We start from the raw sequence: 13,936 nt of genomic DNA on the forward strand, positions 1-13,936 counted from the left end.
CGTCAGAAGCGGAAACCGCCGTCGATGCTGTCCAGCGCCTCGCGCATCTGCTGGCGGGCCTGGCGGATGACGCGCGGGTCCTGCGTGTCGAGCGCCTGCTCGAACTCGCTGAGCCAGGACTGGAGGGCGATGCGCTGCTCGCCGAGCCGGTCCTCGTAGAGCCGCTTGGCGCGCTCCACGAGGTAGCGGTTCTCTTCCTCGTCGCGCGGATGGCGCTTGAGCGCGCGCAGCTGCTGGAGCGCCTCGTCGATCTGCGCCTCGCTCATCTCGGTGGCGGTGTTGCGGATCAGCGTGCTGACCGTGCGTCCGCCCTTCACGTCGCGGACGTCCACGTCCAGCAGACCGTTGGCGTCGTAGGTGAAGCGCACCTCGATCGCCGACTCGCCTGCGGGCCCGGGCGTCAGCGGGATCGAGAGCTTGCCCAGGTGCAGGTTGTCGCTGCCCACCGGCGACTCGCCCTGGCGGATGTCCAGCTCCACTTCCTTCTGGCCGTCGTGCATGCTGTAGAAGCGGTCCATGCGCGACACGGGCACCGGCGTGTTGCGCTCGATGATGGGGCTGAAGCGGTCGCCGACGGTCTGGTTGCCGACCCGCTGCGACGTGATCACCCCCAGCGAGAACGGCATCACGTCCGTCAGCACCACCTCGTCCAGCGCCGCGTCGCGGGCCTTCAGGCCGGCCTGCACGGCCGCCCCTGCGCGATCGCCTGGTCGGGATCGATGGTGCGCAGCGGCAGCCGCTGGAACAGCCGCGTGATCATCTGGCGGATCATCGGCATGCGCGTCGCGCCGCCGACCAGCACCACCTCGTTCAAGGAGGCGGGCGACAGTTGCGCGTCCTGCAGCGCGCGCTCGATCGGGCGGCGCAACCGCTGCAGCAGCTCGGCGGTCGCGGCCTCGAAATCGGCGCGGGTGATCTCCAGCTCGGCGCGTCGACCGTCCAGCATCAGGCCCATGACGGCGCTCTCGCGTTCGCTGAGGTCGCGCTTGGCCTGCTCGGCGGCGCGCCACCACAGCGCCGGATCCTTCTGCAGCCGCTCGCGCTCGGCCAGCGACAGCGCGCCGCAGCGCTCGATGAACAGCTTGCCCACGGCATGCGCGAAGTCCTCGCCGCCCAGGCGCGTGTCGCCGGCGCTGGCGCGCACCTCGACGACGCCGTCGAAGTACTCCAGCACCGACACGTCGAAGGTGCCGCCGCCCAGGTCGAAGACCAGGAAGGTGCTGTTGTCGGGGCGATCCTGCAGACCGTAGGCCAGGCCCGCGGCGGTGGGCTCGTTGAGCAGCCGCTCGACCTTGAGCCCGGCGAGTTCGCCAGCGGCCCGGGTGGCGCGTCGCTGGGCCTCGTTGAAGTAGGCGGGAACGGTGATGACGGCTTCGGTGACCGGCTCGCCGAGGAAGGCCTCGGCGTCGGCCTTCAGCGATTGCAGCACCAGCGCGGACAGCTCCTCCGCACGCAGGTGGCGGTCGCCGAGGCGCACCGTGCGGTCGGTGCCCATCATCCGCTTGAAGGCCTGAGCGGTCCGGGCCGGATCGGTGGCGGCGCGCTCGCGGGCGGCCAGGCCGGTGATCAGCTTGCCGGCGTCGTCGATGGCCACCGCGGACGGGGTGGCGACATCGCCCAGCGCGTTGGGGATCAGTTGGGGGCGGCCGTCGCGGAAGACCGCGATCAGGCTGTTGGTCGTGCCGAGGTCGATACCGACGATCATGGGAGGCGAGGGGTCGGGTGTTGCGCGGCGTCGCCGCCGCGTGCGCGCGGATGCGCGAGCGGCGGCGAGGATATCAGCGCCCCGCCGCCGCGACCCCCGATCCGCCCGGACTCCCTCTTGCGGAGGAGGCAATCCCTGGCGAATCGCGCCGATCGTCACACCGGTGTGGCGCCGGCGTTGCGCACCGTCAACAGATCGCCGAGCTGGACGCGGCGCAGGAACTCCGAGCGGATCCGGTCGGCCACCGCGCTGACGACGTTGCTGCCGTCCTCCGACGGATCGATGTGGACCCGGAACGGGCGCTGGCCGAAAGGCGTGCCGACCACGTCCACCACGGCGCGGGCCACCTCGGTCGGATCCGCGTCCGCCGGCTCGGCGGCGGCCAGGTTGGTCATGATCTCCTGGGCCAGGCCTTGCGTCGGACCGCTGTCATAGGCGGCCACGCGTTCGACGTCGCCCGGCGAGCCCGAGTGCACGAAGTGGTTGGTGCCCTTGGTGAAGGCGCCGGGGACCACGATCGCCGTCTCGATGCCCCAGCGCGCCAGTTCGCCCGCATAGCTGACGGCGACCGCATCCATCGCCGCCTTCGCCGCGAAGTAGGGCGCCAGGTAGGGCGGCGTGCCGCCGCGCGTGCTGCTGCTGCCGATCCACAGCAGCAGGCCGCGACCCTGCCGGCGCAACTGCGGCAGCGCCGCGCGGTTGACCCGCTGCGCGCCGATCACGTTGACGTCGTAGAGCTGCGCATACTGTTCCGGCAGGAAGGCTTCCGCCGGGCCGAAGGCCATGTGGCCGGCGTTGTGCATGACGACGTCGAGCCGGCCCTGCTCGGCCACGATGCGGGCGATGGCGGCATCGGACGAGTCCTGCGACTGGACGTCGAGTTCCAGCGAATGCAGCTTCACGCCGTGCTCGCGGGCATAGGCGTCGACGGCCGCGACCTGCGGCGCGTTGCGGCCTTGCGTGGCCCGCATGCTGGCGTAGACGGTGTGGCCGGCGTCGGCCAGCGCGCGGGCGCTCATGGCGCCGAAGCCGCTCGAGGCGCCGGTGACCAGGATGACTTGGGAAGACGGGGTCGACGTGTTCATGACAGTGCTCCGGAATGAAGGGACTGAAGACAAGACTGAGGACAAGGGTCGCGGCGCCCGGGCGCTCACGCGAAGCCGCCGTTGGCGCGCAGGACCTGACTGTTGATCCAGCCGCCGTCCTTGCCGACGAGGAAGGACACGGCGTTGGCGATGTCCTCCGGCGTGCCCAGGCGTTCCAGCGGCGCGACCTTGGCGACGCTGTCGATCTGCTCCTGCGACTTGCCCTTGAAGAACAGCTCGGTGCCGACGGGCCCCGGGGCGACCGCGTTGACGGTGATCGAGCGGCCGCGCAGCTCGTTGGCCAGCACATGCACCAGGCCTTCGACGCCGGCCTTGGACGCGATGTACGGACCGTAGTTGGGGAAGGACTTGGCGATCACGCTGGTCGACAGCGCCACGATGCGGCCGCCGGCAGCGACCTTCTCGGCGGCGTGCGCCAGCACCAGGAAGGCGCCACGCAGGTTGGTGTCGATGACCTGGTCGAAGGTCTCCAGGCTGGACGGCTTGATCGCGCCCATCGGCATCACGCCGGCGCTGTGGATGACGGCGTCGAGGCGGCCGTGGCGGCGCAGCGTCTCCTCGAAGAGCGCGGCGACCTGGCCGGCGTCGGAGACGTCGGCCTGCACGGCGGTGGCGCGGCCGCCGGCCGCTTCGATCGCGGCGACGGTCTCCTGCGCCGCGGCGGCGTTGCCGGCGTAGTTGACGACGACGGTGTAGCCGTCCGCGGCCAGCCGCTTGGCGATGGCCTGGCCGATGCCGCGCGAGCCGCCGGTGACGAGGGCGGTGCGCAGGCCGCGGTCGGTGGAGATGGAGGACGAGATCGGGGCAGCGGTCGAAGAGGAAGAGGCGGTCATGGTTCGCTCCAAGGGTTGTCGGAAGAGATGAAGGACTTCCGGGTTGCGATGGAACGAATTCTGGTTGTTGATCGAATCCGGAAAAAGGCGTGACAATTGGCTTGTCAGTTCAACCTGACTCAACAAATGTCTGTGAGGTTGCGGGAATGGACCGATTCGAGACCCTTCAGCTGTTCACCCGGATCGTGGAGCTGCGCAGCTTCACGCAGGCGGCAGCCCACCTGGACATTCCCCGGGCGACGGCCACGCACGCCATCAAGGCGCTGGAAGCGCGGCTGGGCACGCGGCTGCTGGACCGGACCACGCGCGACGTGCGGCCGACGCTGGACGGCCAGGCGTATTACGAGCGTTGCGTGATCGTGCTCAACGAGCTGGACGATGCCGAGGCCTCGCTGAAGCAGGTCGCGTCGAATCCGCGCGGCGTGCTGCGGGTGGACATGCACGGCGTGCATGCGTCGCAGATCGTGCTGCCGCGCATCGACGAGTTCCGTGAGCGCTTCCCGCAGATCGAGCTGGTGGTGAGTGGCGGCGACCGGCTGGTGGACCTGGTGCGCGAGGGCGTCGACTGCGTTTTGCGCGCGGGCACGCCGCGCGACTCGACGCTGGTGGCGCGCAAGCTGGCGTCGATGCCGCAGGCCATCTGCGCGAGCCCCGAGTACCTCGCGCGCGCCGGCACGCCGCGACACCCGGATGACCTGCCGTGGCACCAGACGGTGCGCTTCTTCGCCAGCGGGGGTGGCGTGGACTATCCGATCGAGCTCACCGTCGACGGGCAACTGCGGCGCTACGCGCTGCCGGGCTGGATCTCGGTGAACGATGCCCAGAACTACTACGCCTGCGCACTGCGCGGCTGCGGGCTGATCCAGGTGCCGCGCTACCACCTGGAACCGGACCTCCGCGCCGGGCGGCTCGTCGAGGTGCTGTCGGAGTGGGAGAGCCCACCGATGACGCTGTCCGTGCTCTACCCGCAGCACCGGCGGCTGTCGCCGCGCGTGCGGGTGTTCGTGGACTGGCTGGCGCAGCTGTATGCGGAGCGATTCCCGGAGTCCCCGCCTTCGGCGTGACGCCGGTCTCTCGTGTCATGTCGCCGGGAAGTGTCTCGCGGCGATGTCCGCGACACGGCGACCGTAGATCCGCGCCGTCTCCAGGTCACCCGGGGACATTTCATCCGGAGAGGCATCGGCCGGCGTCTGCGCCATCGAGCCGAGGAACGAGCCCATCCGATTGACATCGTCGCGCTGCGAGGCCTTGGTGTTGGAGGACTTCACCCCCATGCCCACCCAGATGCCGGAGTGCTGCGCAGCCAGCAGGCTGAAGTACTGCAGCGTCGCGAGCTTGTCGCCGTTCACGCTCGCGCTGTTGGTGAAGCCGCCGAAGACCTTGTCCTTCCACAGATCGGCGAACCACGGCTTGGAAGACATGTCCGCGAACTTCTTGAACTGCCAGCTGGGACCGCCCATGTAGGTGGGGGATCCGAGGATGACGAAGTGCGCCTCGTTGATGTCCGACCAGGCCTGATCGGAGAGGTTGCCGTCGCTGTCGATCTGGATCAGCGCGGCACCTGAGCCCGCAGCAATCGCGTCGGCGACCCGCGTGGTGTGGCCGTAGCCGGAATGAAAGATGACGACGCCTTTGGACTTCGTGGAGAGGGTGTTCATGTCGTGATTCCCAGAGTGGAAGCCGACTATGGCGCTCGCTTCTATGGCGATAAAGTACCCCAATGAGAACGCATTGTTCTCCTTGGAAATCACAATGAAGAACCTGGAACCGCTGGAAATCTTCGTCCGCATCGCCGAGATGGGCAGCTTCACGCGGGCCGCCGAGAGCCTCGGCATCCAGAAGGGCCGGGCGTCGATCGTCGTCCGCGAGCTGGAGGCCCGGATGGGCGTCCGTCTGCTGCACCGCTCGACCCGGACGGTGCAGCTGACGGAGGATGGACGACGCTTCCATGCCCGCGCACGCGAAGTCCTGGCCGACGCCGAAGAGTTGGAGGCGATGTTCGCCGGGAGTGAGGCCCCGCTGCGCGGCCGCCTCCGGATCGATCTGCCGACCGAGTTCGCACGCGCCACCATCGTCCGGGCCTTGCCGAGCTTCGTGGACGCCCATCCCGACCTGGTGCTCGAGATCTCGAGCACCGACCGTCGCGTCGATCTGATCCAGGAAGGCATGGATTGCGTGCTCCGGGTCGGCGGGATCGTCGACGAGTCGCTCGTGGCGCGACGGCTGGGCGTCCTGCCGATGATCAATGCGGCGAGTCCCGCCTATCTGAAGCGATTCGGCGTTCCCCGTTCGCTGTCGGACTTGCTGGATCAAGGCCATCGCATGGTGCACTACGCGCCGACGCTGGGGAGCGCGCCCATCGGATGGGAATATCCGGAGGGCGAGGGTTACCGGACGGTGGCGCTGCCCGGTTCGATCAGCTTCAACAACGTGCAGACGTATCACGTCGCGGGTCTTGCCGGGCTGGGGCTCATCCAGGCGGGTCGCGCCAGCCTGACGCCGTTCCTCGCCAGCGGCGAGCTGGTCGAAGTCCTGCCCGCGTTGCGGCCGAAGCCGTTGCCCGTGTCGGTCGTCGTCGCGCATCGGCAGAACCTGTCCCGTCGGGTCCGCGTCTTCATCGATTGGCTGGCACAGACCCTGGCGCCACACCTCGACGCCTGAGTGGGTGGCGCAGGACGCTTGACGTGTCATCGTCTTGTGTATTACTGTACTGATACACGCTGACGATGCCGTCGGCACCCGCACCCCGCCGATGGACGCCGACCTCCTCTTCAGCATCAACCCGGGCTCCCCCGAGCCGATCTACCGCCAGCTGGTGGAGCAGCTGCGCCGCCGCATCGCCAGCGGACAGCTGGTGGCGGGGGAGGAGATCCCGTCGGTGCGCGAGCTGGCGCAGGCGCTCGCGGTGAATCCGATGACGGTCTCCAAGGCCTTCGGGCTGATGGAGGCCGAGGGCTTGGTGGAGCGCCGCCGCGGCCTGCCGATGGTGGTGGCGGCGCAGCATCAGAAGGCGATGAAGACGCGCGGCCGCGTGGAGCTGCTGCGCCCGGCGCTGGAGAAGGCCGCCGCCGAGGCGCGACAGCTGGAGCTGCCGCCGGATCAGGTGCTGGCGCTGTTCAAGGCGCTGCTCGAGGACCAGGGAGAGACGCGATGACGCACACGCTGAAGCAGACACTGCACGAGACACTCGATCACACGATGACCATCAGCCCGGCGCAGAGCCGGGCGCTGGCCGACGACGCCCTGGCCGCGCCGCCGGTGAGTGCCAGCGGCCTGCGTGTCGACTTCAAGGGGCAGCCGGGCGTGCTGGCCGGCCTGGACTGGACGCTCGCGCCGGGGCAGGTCGTCGGGCTGCTGGGCCGCAACGGTGCCGGCAAGACCACGCTGCTGGAAACGCTGCTGGGCCTGCGCGAGCCGCAGGCGGGCGAGGTCCGTCTCTTCGGCCAGCCCGCGCTGACGCCGGACGACGCGCTGCGTGCGCGGCTGGGCTACGTGCCGCAGCAGGCGGCGCTGTTCGAGGACTTCCAGGCCGGGGAGCTGCTGCGCTACTTCCGCAGCTTCTATCCGCGCTGGAACGACGCGAAGGTCGACGGCCTGATGTCGCGCTGGGAGATCCCGCGCGACCGCCGTGTCGCCCAGCTGTCGCAGGGCCAGCAGCAGCGGCTGTCGATCATCCGCGCGCTGGCGCACGAGCCCGATCTGCTGGTGCTCGACGAACCCGTGGCGAGTCTCGATCCCGCGGGCCGGCGCGACTTCCTGCGCGAGCTCGTCGACCAGGTGCTGGACCGCGGCACGACGGTGCTGTTCTCGACGCACATCCTGTCGGACCTGGAGCGCGTGGCCTTCAACGTCGCCTTCCTGAGCCGCGGCCGCATCGCGCTGCATGCGCCGCAGGACGCGCTCGCGGACGAGGTCCGGCTGCTGGCCGGGCCGGTGGGCCGCCTGCAGGCGGCCGTCGACGCGCACGGGGGTCAGGTGTTGAGCCGACGCGACCTCGGTGAGCAGCCGCGCTGGCTGGTGCGCTTCCCCGAGGGCAGGCTGCCCCAGGGAGATGCCGCGCTGCGCTGCGAGGCGCTCAGCCTCGAGGACCTCTTCCTGGAGCTGACGCAATGACCGCGGCGCTCTCGCTGCCCGGTGCCGGCGGGCATCGCGCCGTGCTGGGCGCGACGACGCGGCCCTTGCGCCGGCTGTGGTGGCTGCTGCTGCCGCTGGCGGCGATCACGGGCCTGGCCTCGATGAAGTCCGCGTCCGCGGCGGGCACCGCCTTCTGCATCACGGTCGCGATCGGACTGCAATTCGCGTGGTGGCTGTGCGCGGGCGCCTTGAGCCGGCAGAACCACCCGGTCACCGCACGGCTCGTCCCCGGTCACCTGCGCCAGCTGCGCGAGATCGGCGTCGCGTTGTTCCTCGTGATCGCCATCGCCAGCGGGCTGCTGATGCATGCCGTGTTCGGCCACTTCCTGCTGTTCACGATGCTGGCGGGGGCCATCCTCGTCAGCTTCTCGATGGCGCTGCGCTGGCCGATCACCTGGTTCGTGTTCTGGGTCTTCCCGTGGATCCCGAGCGCGCTGCTCAAGGACACCGTCGTCTGGCGCGAGACCGCGGCGGTGCTGCGCGACTGGCACGAGCAGCAGCCCGTCACGCAGGCGGCGCTGGCGATGCTCGCGTTGAGCGTGATCCTCTGGCATCTGTTCCAGGGCGGCGGGCCCGCGCACCTGCGCTCCTGGCAATCGGCGAAGCAGTTCAGCGACCTGATGTCCATGAAGGCGGGCTGCGCGACGCGGACGGCGCGGCCGCCGATGCACCCGGTCCTGCGCGTCCTCGCCAAGCCGTTCACCTGGGGCCTGCCGGCCTGGACCCGCCATCTGATCCGCACCGCCACCCCGACCGCCGACAGCGTCGCGGCGCGCGCCGAGATCGCCACGCTGCGCAACCTGCACTGGGCCGCGACCGTGAGCGTGGTCGTGGCCATCTTCCTGCCGCTGCTGGCGGCGGAGTTCGCGGTGCTGTACTGGCTGCCCGCGTCGCGCGCGGCGGCGGTGCTGCAGGGGGCCCTGCCGGGCACGTCCTTCGGCGTGATGTGCGCGCTGTTCGGGCCGCTGCTCAGCCTGGCCTCGATGCTGCGGCGGACCCGGACGGAGCAGGCCCTGCTGACGCTCGTGCCGGGCATGCCGCGCGGCGAGGCGATGAACCGCGTGCTCGCGCGCCGGATGCTGACGCAGTTCCTTCTGGTGCTGGGGGTCGGCGCGGCGGTGCTGGCGCTGATGGTGGCGCTCGTGCCCGGTGAATGGCCGCCCGAGCAGCCGCTGATGGGGCTGCATTTCGCCGCCATCGCCCTGCCTGCGGGGCTGCTGCTGTGGCAGGACTGGGCGCGCCGACGTCAACCGGGCGCGATGCAGGCCGTGGTGATCATGCTCGGATGGATGCTGGTGGCCGGACTGAGCGTCGGCGCGAGCCGGTCCTTCCAGATCATGCCCTGGCATGTCGTGGCCGTGACGGCCCCGCTGACCGCCGTGCTCGCGGCGTGGCGCTGGCGCGCGGTGCGGCGCATGGCGCCGTTCTGGCCGGTGGGCCGGCACGCGGAGGACTGAGCCCCGGTGCCGATCGCTCAGATCGGCAGCTCGGTGTAGTAGCGCCCGCCGTGGAAGATCAGCGGCTGCGCCTGGTCGGCGCGGGTGCAGGCCTCGACCTCGCCGACGAAGATGACGTGGTCGCCTTCCTCGTACTGGCTGCGGTTCGCGCATTCGAAGACGGCGGCGCAGCCCTCCAGCACCGGGGCGCCGCCGCAGCCCTCGCGGAAGCGCACGCCGGCGAAGCGGTCGATGTCGCGCGTGGCGAAGCGTTGCGCCAGCTCCTTCTGATCCGCTGCCAGGATGTTGATCGCGTAGTGCGAGCCGCGGCTGAACACCGGCATCGAGCCGGCCCGGCGCGCCAGGCTCCACAGCACCAGCGGCGGGGACAGCGACACCGAGTTGAACGAATTGGCCGTTAGTCCGACCAGGGTGCCGTCCTCCGCGCGGGCGGTCACGATGGTGACGCCGGTGGCGAACATGCCGAGCGCCGCACGGAATTCCTGCGGGTCGAGCGGCGAGGTGGCGCAGGTCGGAGACGGCGTGATCAGTGGCGACTGGGACATGATGACCGGGATTGTCGCCTGCCTAGAATCCCGCCATGGTTGATGCTGACTTCTCCCCCGACGCCGATGTTCACCTGCCTTCGGCGCCCGCCTACGGCTTCGGCCGATGCGATTGCCGCCGATGCGGCGCGGACGGTGCCCCGCGTCAGCCCGCGCGGCGTCTGTTCACTGGACTGATCGCCGCCGGCGGCGCGCTGGCGCTGTCTCCCGCCTGGGCGCAGGACGGGGTCGACGTCGGCAAGCAGAGCCGCTTCACGAAGCTGGTCTCGGCCGAGCAGGTCGAAGCCGCCGCGCAGCAGCAGTACGTGCAGATGATGCGGCAGGCCCAGTCGCAGAAGGCGCTGGCCCCGGCCAACAACGCGCAGCTGATCCGCCTGCGGGCGATCGCGCAGCGGATCATCCCGTTCGCCAGCGCATGGAACACGCGTGCCCAGCAGTGGCGCTGGGAAGTGAACCTGATCGGCAGCAAGGAGCTCAACGCGTTCTGCATGCCGGGCGGCAAGATCGCGTTCTATTACGGGATCCTGCAGCAGCTGCAGCTGAGCGACGACGAGGTCGCGATGATCATGGGCCACGAGATGGCCCATGCGCTGCGGGAACATGCCCGCGAGCGCATGGGCAAGAACATGGCGACCAACGGCGCGATCCAGCTGGGGGCGGCGATCTTCGGCCTGGGCGACTTCGGCCGCGGCGTGGCCAACATGGGCGGGCAGCTGCTGTCCCTGACCTTCAGTCGCGAGGACGAGAGCGAGGCCGACCTGGTCGGCATGGAGCTCGCGGCCCGCGCCGGTTACAACCCGCAGGCCGGCATCACGCTGTGGGAAAAGATGGGACAGGCGAGCAAGGGCGCGCCGCCGCAGTTCCTGTCCACGCACCCGTCCGGCCCGACACGGATCCGCGACATCGAGCGCACGCTCCCCCGCGTGCAGAACCTGTACGCCCGCGCGCCCAAGCCCGAACAGCGCTACCAGCCGCCGGCCAGGTCCTGACGGACGGCACCGGCGGACTGCGGGCAAGCACGGGCAGACACGGCCCCGCTTTCGAGGCCTGATGGCCCGAAAGGCCGATGCCGAGGGGCTTCCCTACGGTTAGGTGTTGGCACAGCGATTGCCGACGCCGGCCACGAGGTCCACACTGGCGCCTCGTCACCTGAGGGTCCACATGCCGGGTCAGGAGTCATCGCACGGGACGGGTGCATCCGCCGCACCCGAGGAAGGCGTCGCGCACGTCGGGGCCGCGCTCGACTACGTCACCGACGCCGTCATCCTGCTCGAGCACGACTGGACGATCGAGTTCGTCAACGTCGCCTTCGAGCGCGCGAGCGGCCGGCAGCGCGAGGCGCTGATCGGCAGGAATTACTGGACGACGCTGTCCGGCGCGATGGGCGAGCGCTTCGATGTCGAGGCGCGATCCGCGATGCAGACGCGCGCCGCGCACATCTACGAGGAATTCAACGCCCGCCTGAGCAAGTGGTTCGAGTGCCGGGCTTTCCCTTGCGAACACGGCCTGGTGGTGCTGTTCATCGACATCACGATGCGCAAGGCCGACGAGCTGACGCGTGTCGACTTCGAGGAGAAGCTGGTGCGCGTCCAGCGGATGGAGTCGCTGGGCACGCTGGCTGGCGGCGTGGCGCACGACTTCAACAACATCCTGGCGGCGATCCTGGGACACGCGGGGATGATGCTCGACGAGCTGCCGGCGACCTCGCCGCTGCGCGGGCACATGCAGCAGATCAAGCGGGCGGGGGACCGCGCGCGCGACATCGTGCAGCGCATCCTGGCCTACGCGCGGGGCAGCGGGCATGAGCTCTCCAAGCACAAGCTGCGGCCGCTGGTCGAGGACAGCATTCAGCTGCTGCGATCGACGCTGCCGGCCTCGGTGGTGCTGACCGTGGACCTGCACGGCGACGACTGCGTGGCGACGGTCGATCCGGCGGAGGTCCAGCAGGTTGTGCTGAACCTGTGCACGAACGCCTGGCAGGCGATGCCGGGCGGACACGGACGTCTGCACGTCGGCCTGCGCGCGGTGCATTTCGACGTGCCGCACGCGTTCGCGATCGGCCGCGTCGCGCCGACGCATTACGCGGAGCTCAGCGTGCGTGACGACGGCCACGGCATGGAAGAGGACGTGGCGAAGCGGCTGTTCGAGCCCTTCTTCACGACCAAGCCGCGGGGTCAGGGCACGGGGCTGGGGCTGCACATCGTGCACGGCATCGTGCATGCGCACGGCGGCGCGATCGACGTGCAGTCGCGGCCCGGGACGGGGACGGTGTTCTCGGTCTATCTGCCGGTGGTGGGCAGCGACACGGCGACGCTGGACACGGCGGCGCTGGCGAAGGTCGCCGATCCGGGCTTGGGCGAGCACGTCCTCTATGTCGACGACGATCCGATCGTGCTGATGATGGTGGAGGCCCTGCTGAAGAAGGCGGGCTACGACGTGCGCACCTATGCCGAGCCGACGGAGTGCCTCGCGGACATCGAGCACGGCCGCGTGCCGGTGCAGCTGCTGATCACCGACTTCAACATGCCGGGCATGAACGGACTGGAATTGGCGGTGGCGGTGCGCGAGACCCTGCCGACGGTGCCGGTGATCGTCACGACGGGCTACATCGGCGACGAACTGACCGACGCGGCCGATCGCATGGGCGGCGTGGCGGTGCTGCAGAAGGAGCGCAGCTTCGAGGAGCTGGTCGAGCTCGCGGCGCTGGCGCTGCGCGGCTTCCCGGAGTCACGGTTCCTGGATACGGGCCTCTCGCCGCTCTGAAGCCGTCTTGCTCCCTCTCCCGCTTGCGGGAGAGGGTGGGGTGAGGGCCAGCGGCCGGCGCAGTCCTCAACCCCAACGACCACCGACGAAGGGATTCGTGCGGCGCTCTTCGCCGAAGCTGCTCTCGGGCCCGTGGCCGGGCACGAAGACGGTGTCGTCGCCCATCGGCCAGAGGCGCTCGTTGATCGAGCGGATCAGCGTGGCGTGGTCGCCGCCGGGGAAGTCGGTGCGGCCGATGCTGCCGGCGAAGAGCACGTCGCCGACGAAGCAGCGTTTCGCGCTCGCGGAATGGAAGACGACGTGGCCGGGCGTGTGGCCGGGGCAGTGGCGCACGGTCAAGGTCTCGTGGCCGATCTGGACGGTGTCGCCATCCTCGAGCCAGCGCGTGGGCGTGAACATCTCGGCCGGCGGGAAGCCGAACATCGCGGACTGCTGCGGCAGCCCGGCGATCCAGAACTGGTCGCCCTGATGCGGTCCGATGATGGGCAGCCCGCGCAGGCGCGCGAGCTCGCCGGTGCCGCCGGCATGGTCGATGTGGGCGTGGGTCAGCCAGATCGCCTTCAACGTCAGGCCCAGGCGGTCGACCTCTGCGAGCAGGCGGGGGATCTCGCCGCCCGGGTCGACGATCGCGGCTTCATCCGTGACGTCGCACCAGACGATCGAGCAGTTCTGGCGGAAGGGGGTGACGGGGACGGTGTGGTCGCGCAGGGGCATGGGGTCGATTGGAATTCGGAATCAAAGGGTCCAATTCGGGATTAAAGGGCGAAACTTGCCCCGGGGCTGAACATTCGGCCAGGGAATCAAAGGACAACTCTCGGCCCGGTTGGAAGTTCGGCACGTCGATCCGTGCTGCACCTACGTGCGGGAGCGGGCCTGCACAGATGCACATCACCAAATGCTCTAGCTATCGTGAGCAGCGACGGCTGCCGGAAAGTCCGAAATTTGCTGTCGGGCAGCCGAACTGTCGTGCCACTGGATCAAAGGATGCCGTCATTGCTGTCGATGGTCTTCTAGCGTCGCGTGCCCTACTGAAGCGTCTGGATCAGGTTGGAAGTTACGGCCTGCCGAGCAATTGCTCATAGAGTAGTTGCAGCTGCTCCGCATCCAAAGGTTGCGGCTCCCGAGACGGCTTCTCTTCATCGGCGAGCCCAGCGATAGCCCGAAAGCGCGGATAGATGTCCCGACCTCGTTCGGCGCCGATTCCCTGAAGTGCCGCCTTGGCTTGGCGGGACAAACGCTGAGGTCGCCAGACTTGGCCCCGGCTGTCGACGATCGCCAGGAGCGAGCGGTGCGTGAACCCGCTGGTATCACCAAGCTGCCCGCTGGAATTGCCCTTGTGGTATTTCTGAAGCGAAAGCGCCACAACGAGGCACCGATCGGACGCCGCAAGCAC

13 protein-coding genes and 1 pseudogene are annotated in these 13,936 nt (G+C 69.5%); 7 read left to right on the plus strand and 7 right to left on the minus strand.

Features of this window, described 5'->3' with window-relative positions:
- Positions 1-2: 2 nt before the first annotated feature.
- The 3 genes and pseudogenes from ACQ86G_RS08390 to ACQ86G_RS08400 all read right to left on the minus strand — a co-directional run bounded on the left by ACQ86G_RS08390 (position 3) and on the right by ACQ86G_RS08400 (position 3,644).
- A pseudogene (locus ACQ86G_RS08390) lies at positions 3-1,705 on the minus strand (Hsp70 family protein).
- A 155-nt stretch (positions 1,706-1,860) separates the two neighbouring features.
- On the minus strand, positions 1,861-2,790 hold the full coding sequence (locus ACQ86G_RS08395) for an SDR family NAD(P)-dependent oxidoreductase (protein WP_431260155.1): 930 nt from the start codon (positions 2,788-2,790) through the stop codon (positions 1,861-1,863).
- A gap of 65 nt (positions 2,791-2,855) precedes the next feature.
- Positions 2,856-3,644, minus strand: a complete 789-nt coding sequence (locus ACQ86G_RS08400; RefSeq protein WP_431260156.1) for an SDR family oxidoreductase — start codon at positions 3,642-3,644, stop codon at positions 2,856-2,858.
- Between the two features lie 146 nt (positions 3,645-3,790).
- Here ACQ86G_RS08400 and ACQ86G_RS08405 point away from each other — a divergent pair, with 146 nt between their 5' ends.
- On the plus strand, positions 3,791-4,708 hold the full coding sequence (locus ACQ86G_RS08405) for a LysR family transcriptional regulator (RefSeq protein WP_431260157.1): 918 nt from the start codon (positions 3,791-3,793) through the stop codon (positions 4,706-4,708).
- A gap of 15 nt (positions 4,709-4,723) precedes the next feature.
- Here the strand turns inward: ACQ86G_RS08405 and ACQ86G_RS08410 are convergent, their stop codons facing one another.
- Positions 4,724-5,302 carry a flavodoxin family protein gene (locus tag ACQ86G_RS08410; RefSeq protein WP_431260158.1) on the minus strand — a complete coding sequence of 193 codons (579 nt, stop codon included), beginning with the start codon at positions 5,300-5,302 and terminating at the stop codon, positions 4,724-4,726.
- 94 nt (positions 5,303-5,396) lie between these two features.
- Between ACQ86G_RS08410 and ACQ86G_RS08415 the strand changes: the two genes are divergently transcribed.
- From ACQ86G_RS08415 to ACQ86G_RS08430, 4 genes are all read left to right on the plus strand, one after another.
- The gene (locus ACQ86G_RS08415) at positions 5,397-6,305 is read left to right on the plus strand and encodes a LysR family transcriptional regulator (RefSeq protein WP_431260159.1); all 909 of its coding nucleotides are present in this window, start codon (positions 5,397-5,399) and stop codon (positions 6,303-6,305) included.
- A gap of 91 nt (positions 6,306-6,396) precedes the next feature.
- Entirely contained in the window at positions 6,397-6,798 is a 402-nt protein-coding gene (locus tag ACQ86G_RS08420; protein ID WP_431260160.1) for a GntR family transcriptional regulator, read from the plus strand.
- On the plus strand, positions 6,795-7,757 hold the full coding sequence (locus ACQ86G_RS08425; protein ID WP_431260161.1) for an ABC transporter ATP-binding protein: 963 nt from the start codon (positions 6,795-6,797) through the stop codon (positions 7,755-7,757). Before ACQ86G_RS08420 ends, ACQ86G_RS08425 begins: the two co-directional genes overlap by 4 nt.
- Positions 7,754-9,235 carry a hypothetical protein gene (locus tag ACQ86G_RS08430; RefSeq protein ID WP_431260162.1) on the plus strand — a complete coding sequence of 494 codons (1,482 nt, stop codon included), beginning with the start codon at positions 7,754-7,756 and terminating at the stop codon, positions 9,233-9,235. The genes ACQ86G_RS08425 and ACQ86G_RS08430 overlap by 4 nt, the downstream gene beginning before the upstream one ends.
- A 17-nt stretch (positions 9,236-9,252) precedes the next feature.
- Here ACQ86G_RS08430 and ACQ86G_RS08435 read toward each other — a convergent pair whose 3' ends face one another.
- Positions 9,253-9,780, minus strand: coding sequence for a flavin reductase family protein (locus ACQ86G_RS08435; RefSeq protein ID WP_431260163.1), 528 nt, complete (start codon positions 9,778-9,780; stop codon positions 9,253-9,255).
- A gap of 35 nt (positions 9,781-9,815) precedes the next feature.
- Here ACQ86G_RS08435 and ACQ86G_RS08440 point away from each other — a divergent pair, with 35 nt between their 5' ends.
- Positions 9,816-10,769, plus strand: a complete 954-nt coding sequence (locus tag ACQ86G_RS08440; protein ID WP_431260164.1) for a M48 family metallopeptidase — start codon at positions 9,816-9,818, stop codon at positions 10,767-10,769.
- Between the two features lie 172 nt (positions 10,770-10,941).
- Positions 10,942-12,543 carry a hybrid sensor histidine kinase/response regulator gene (locus ACQ86G_RS08445; RefSeq protein ID WP_431260165.1) on the plus strand — a complete coding sequence of 534 codons (1,602 nt, stop codon included), beginning with the start codon at positions 10,942-10,944 and terminating at the stop codon, positions 12,541-12,543.
- Between the two features lie 66 nt (positions 12,544-12,609).
- Here the strand turns inward: ACQ86G_RS08445 and ACQ86G_RS08450 are convergent, their stop codons facing one another.
- Together ACQ86G_RS08450 and ACQ86G_RS08455 are read right to left on the minus strand one after the other, a co-directional pair.
- Positions 12,610-13,257, minus strand: a complete 648-nt coding sequence (locus ACQ86G_RS08450) for an MBL fold metallo-hydrolase (RefSeq protein WP_431260166.1) — start codon at positions 13,255-13,257, stop codon at positions 12,610-12,612.
- Positions 13,258-13,597: 340 nt separating this feature from the next.
- Positions 13,598-13,936 carry a hypothetical protein gene (locus ACQ86G_RS08455; protein ID WP_431260167.1) on the minus strand — a complete coding sequence of 113 codons (339 nt, stop codon included), beginning with the start codon at positions 13,934-13,936 and terminating at the stop codon, positions 13,598-13,600.

It is taken from the genome of Roseateles chitinivorans, from assembly GCF_050632145.1.
Lineage (GTDB): Bacteria > Pseudomonadota > Gammaproteobacteria > Burkholderiales > Burkholderiaceae_C > Roseateles > Roseateles chitinivorans_B.

What these genes read in the sequence shown, in the direction of transcription:
- ACQ86G_RS08450 (WP_431260166.1), bottom strand. Translation starts at nt 13,257, where the DNA reads ATGCCCCTGCGCGACCACACCGTCCCCGTCACCCCCTTCCGCCAGAAC.
- ACQ86G_RS08425 (WP_431260161.1), top strand. Translation starts at nt 6,795, where the DNA reads ATGACGCACACGCTGAAGCAGACACTGCACGAGACACTCGATCACACG.
- ACQ86G_RS08405 (WP_431260157.1), top strand. Translation starts at nt 3,791, where the DNA reads ATGGACCGATTCGAGACCCTTCAGCTGTTCACCCGGATCGTGGAGCTG.
- ACQ86G_RS08395 (WP_431260155.1), bottom strand. Translation starts at nt 2,790, where the DNA reads ATGAACACGTCGACCCCGTCTTCCCAAGTCATCCTGGTCACCGGCGCC.
- ACQ86G_RS08400 (WP_431260156.1), bottom strand. Translation starts at nt 3,644, where the DNA reads ATGACCGCCTCTTCCTCTTCGACCGCTGCCCCGATCTCGTCCTCCATC.
- ACQ86G_RS08435 (WP_431260163.1), bottom strand. Translation starts at nt 9,780, where the DNA reads ATGTCCCAGTCGCCACTGATCACGCCGTCTCCGACCTGCGCCACCTCG.
- ACQ86G_RS08430 (WP_431260162.1), top strand. Translation starts at nt 7,754, where the DNA reads ATGACCGCGGCGCTCTCGCTGCCCGGTGCCGGCGGGCATCGCGCCGTG.
- ACQ86G_RS08440 (WP_431260164.1), top strand. Translation starts at nt 9,816, where the DNA reads ATGGTTGATGCTGACTTCTCCCCCGACGCCGATGTTCACCTGCCTTCG.
- ACQ86G_RS08415 (WP_431260159.1), top strand. Translation starts at nt 5,397, where the DNA reads ATGAAGAACCTGGAACCGCTGGAAATCTTCGTCCGCATCGCCGAGATG.
- ACQ86G_RS08420 (WP_431260160.1), top strand. Translation starts at nt 6,397, where the DNA reads ATGGACGCCGACCTCCTCTTCAGCATCAACCCGGGCTCCCCCGAGCCG.
- ACQ86G_RS08410 (WP_431260158.1), bottom strand. Translation starts at nt 5,302, where the DNA reads ATGAACACCCTCTCCACGAAGTCCAAAGGCGTCGTCATCTTTCATTCC.
- ACQ86G_RS08445 (WP_431260165.1), top strand. Translation starts at nt 10,942, where the DNA reads ATGCCGGGTCAGGAGTCATCGCACGGGACGGGTGCATCCGCCGCACCC.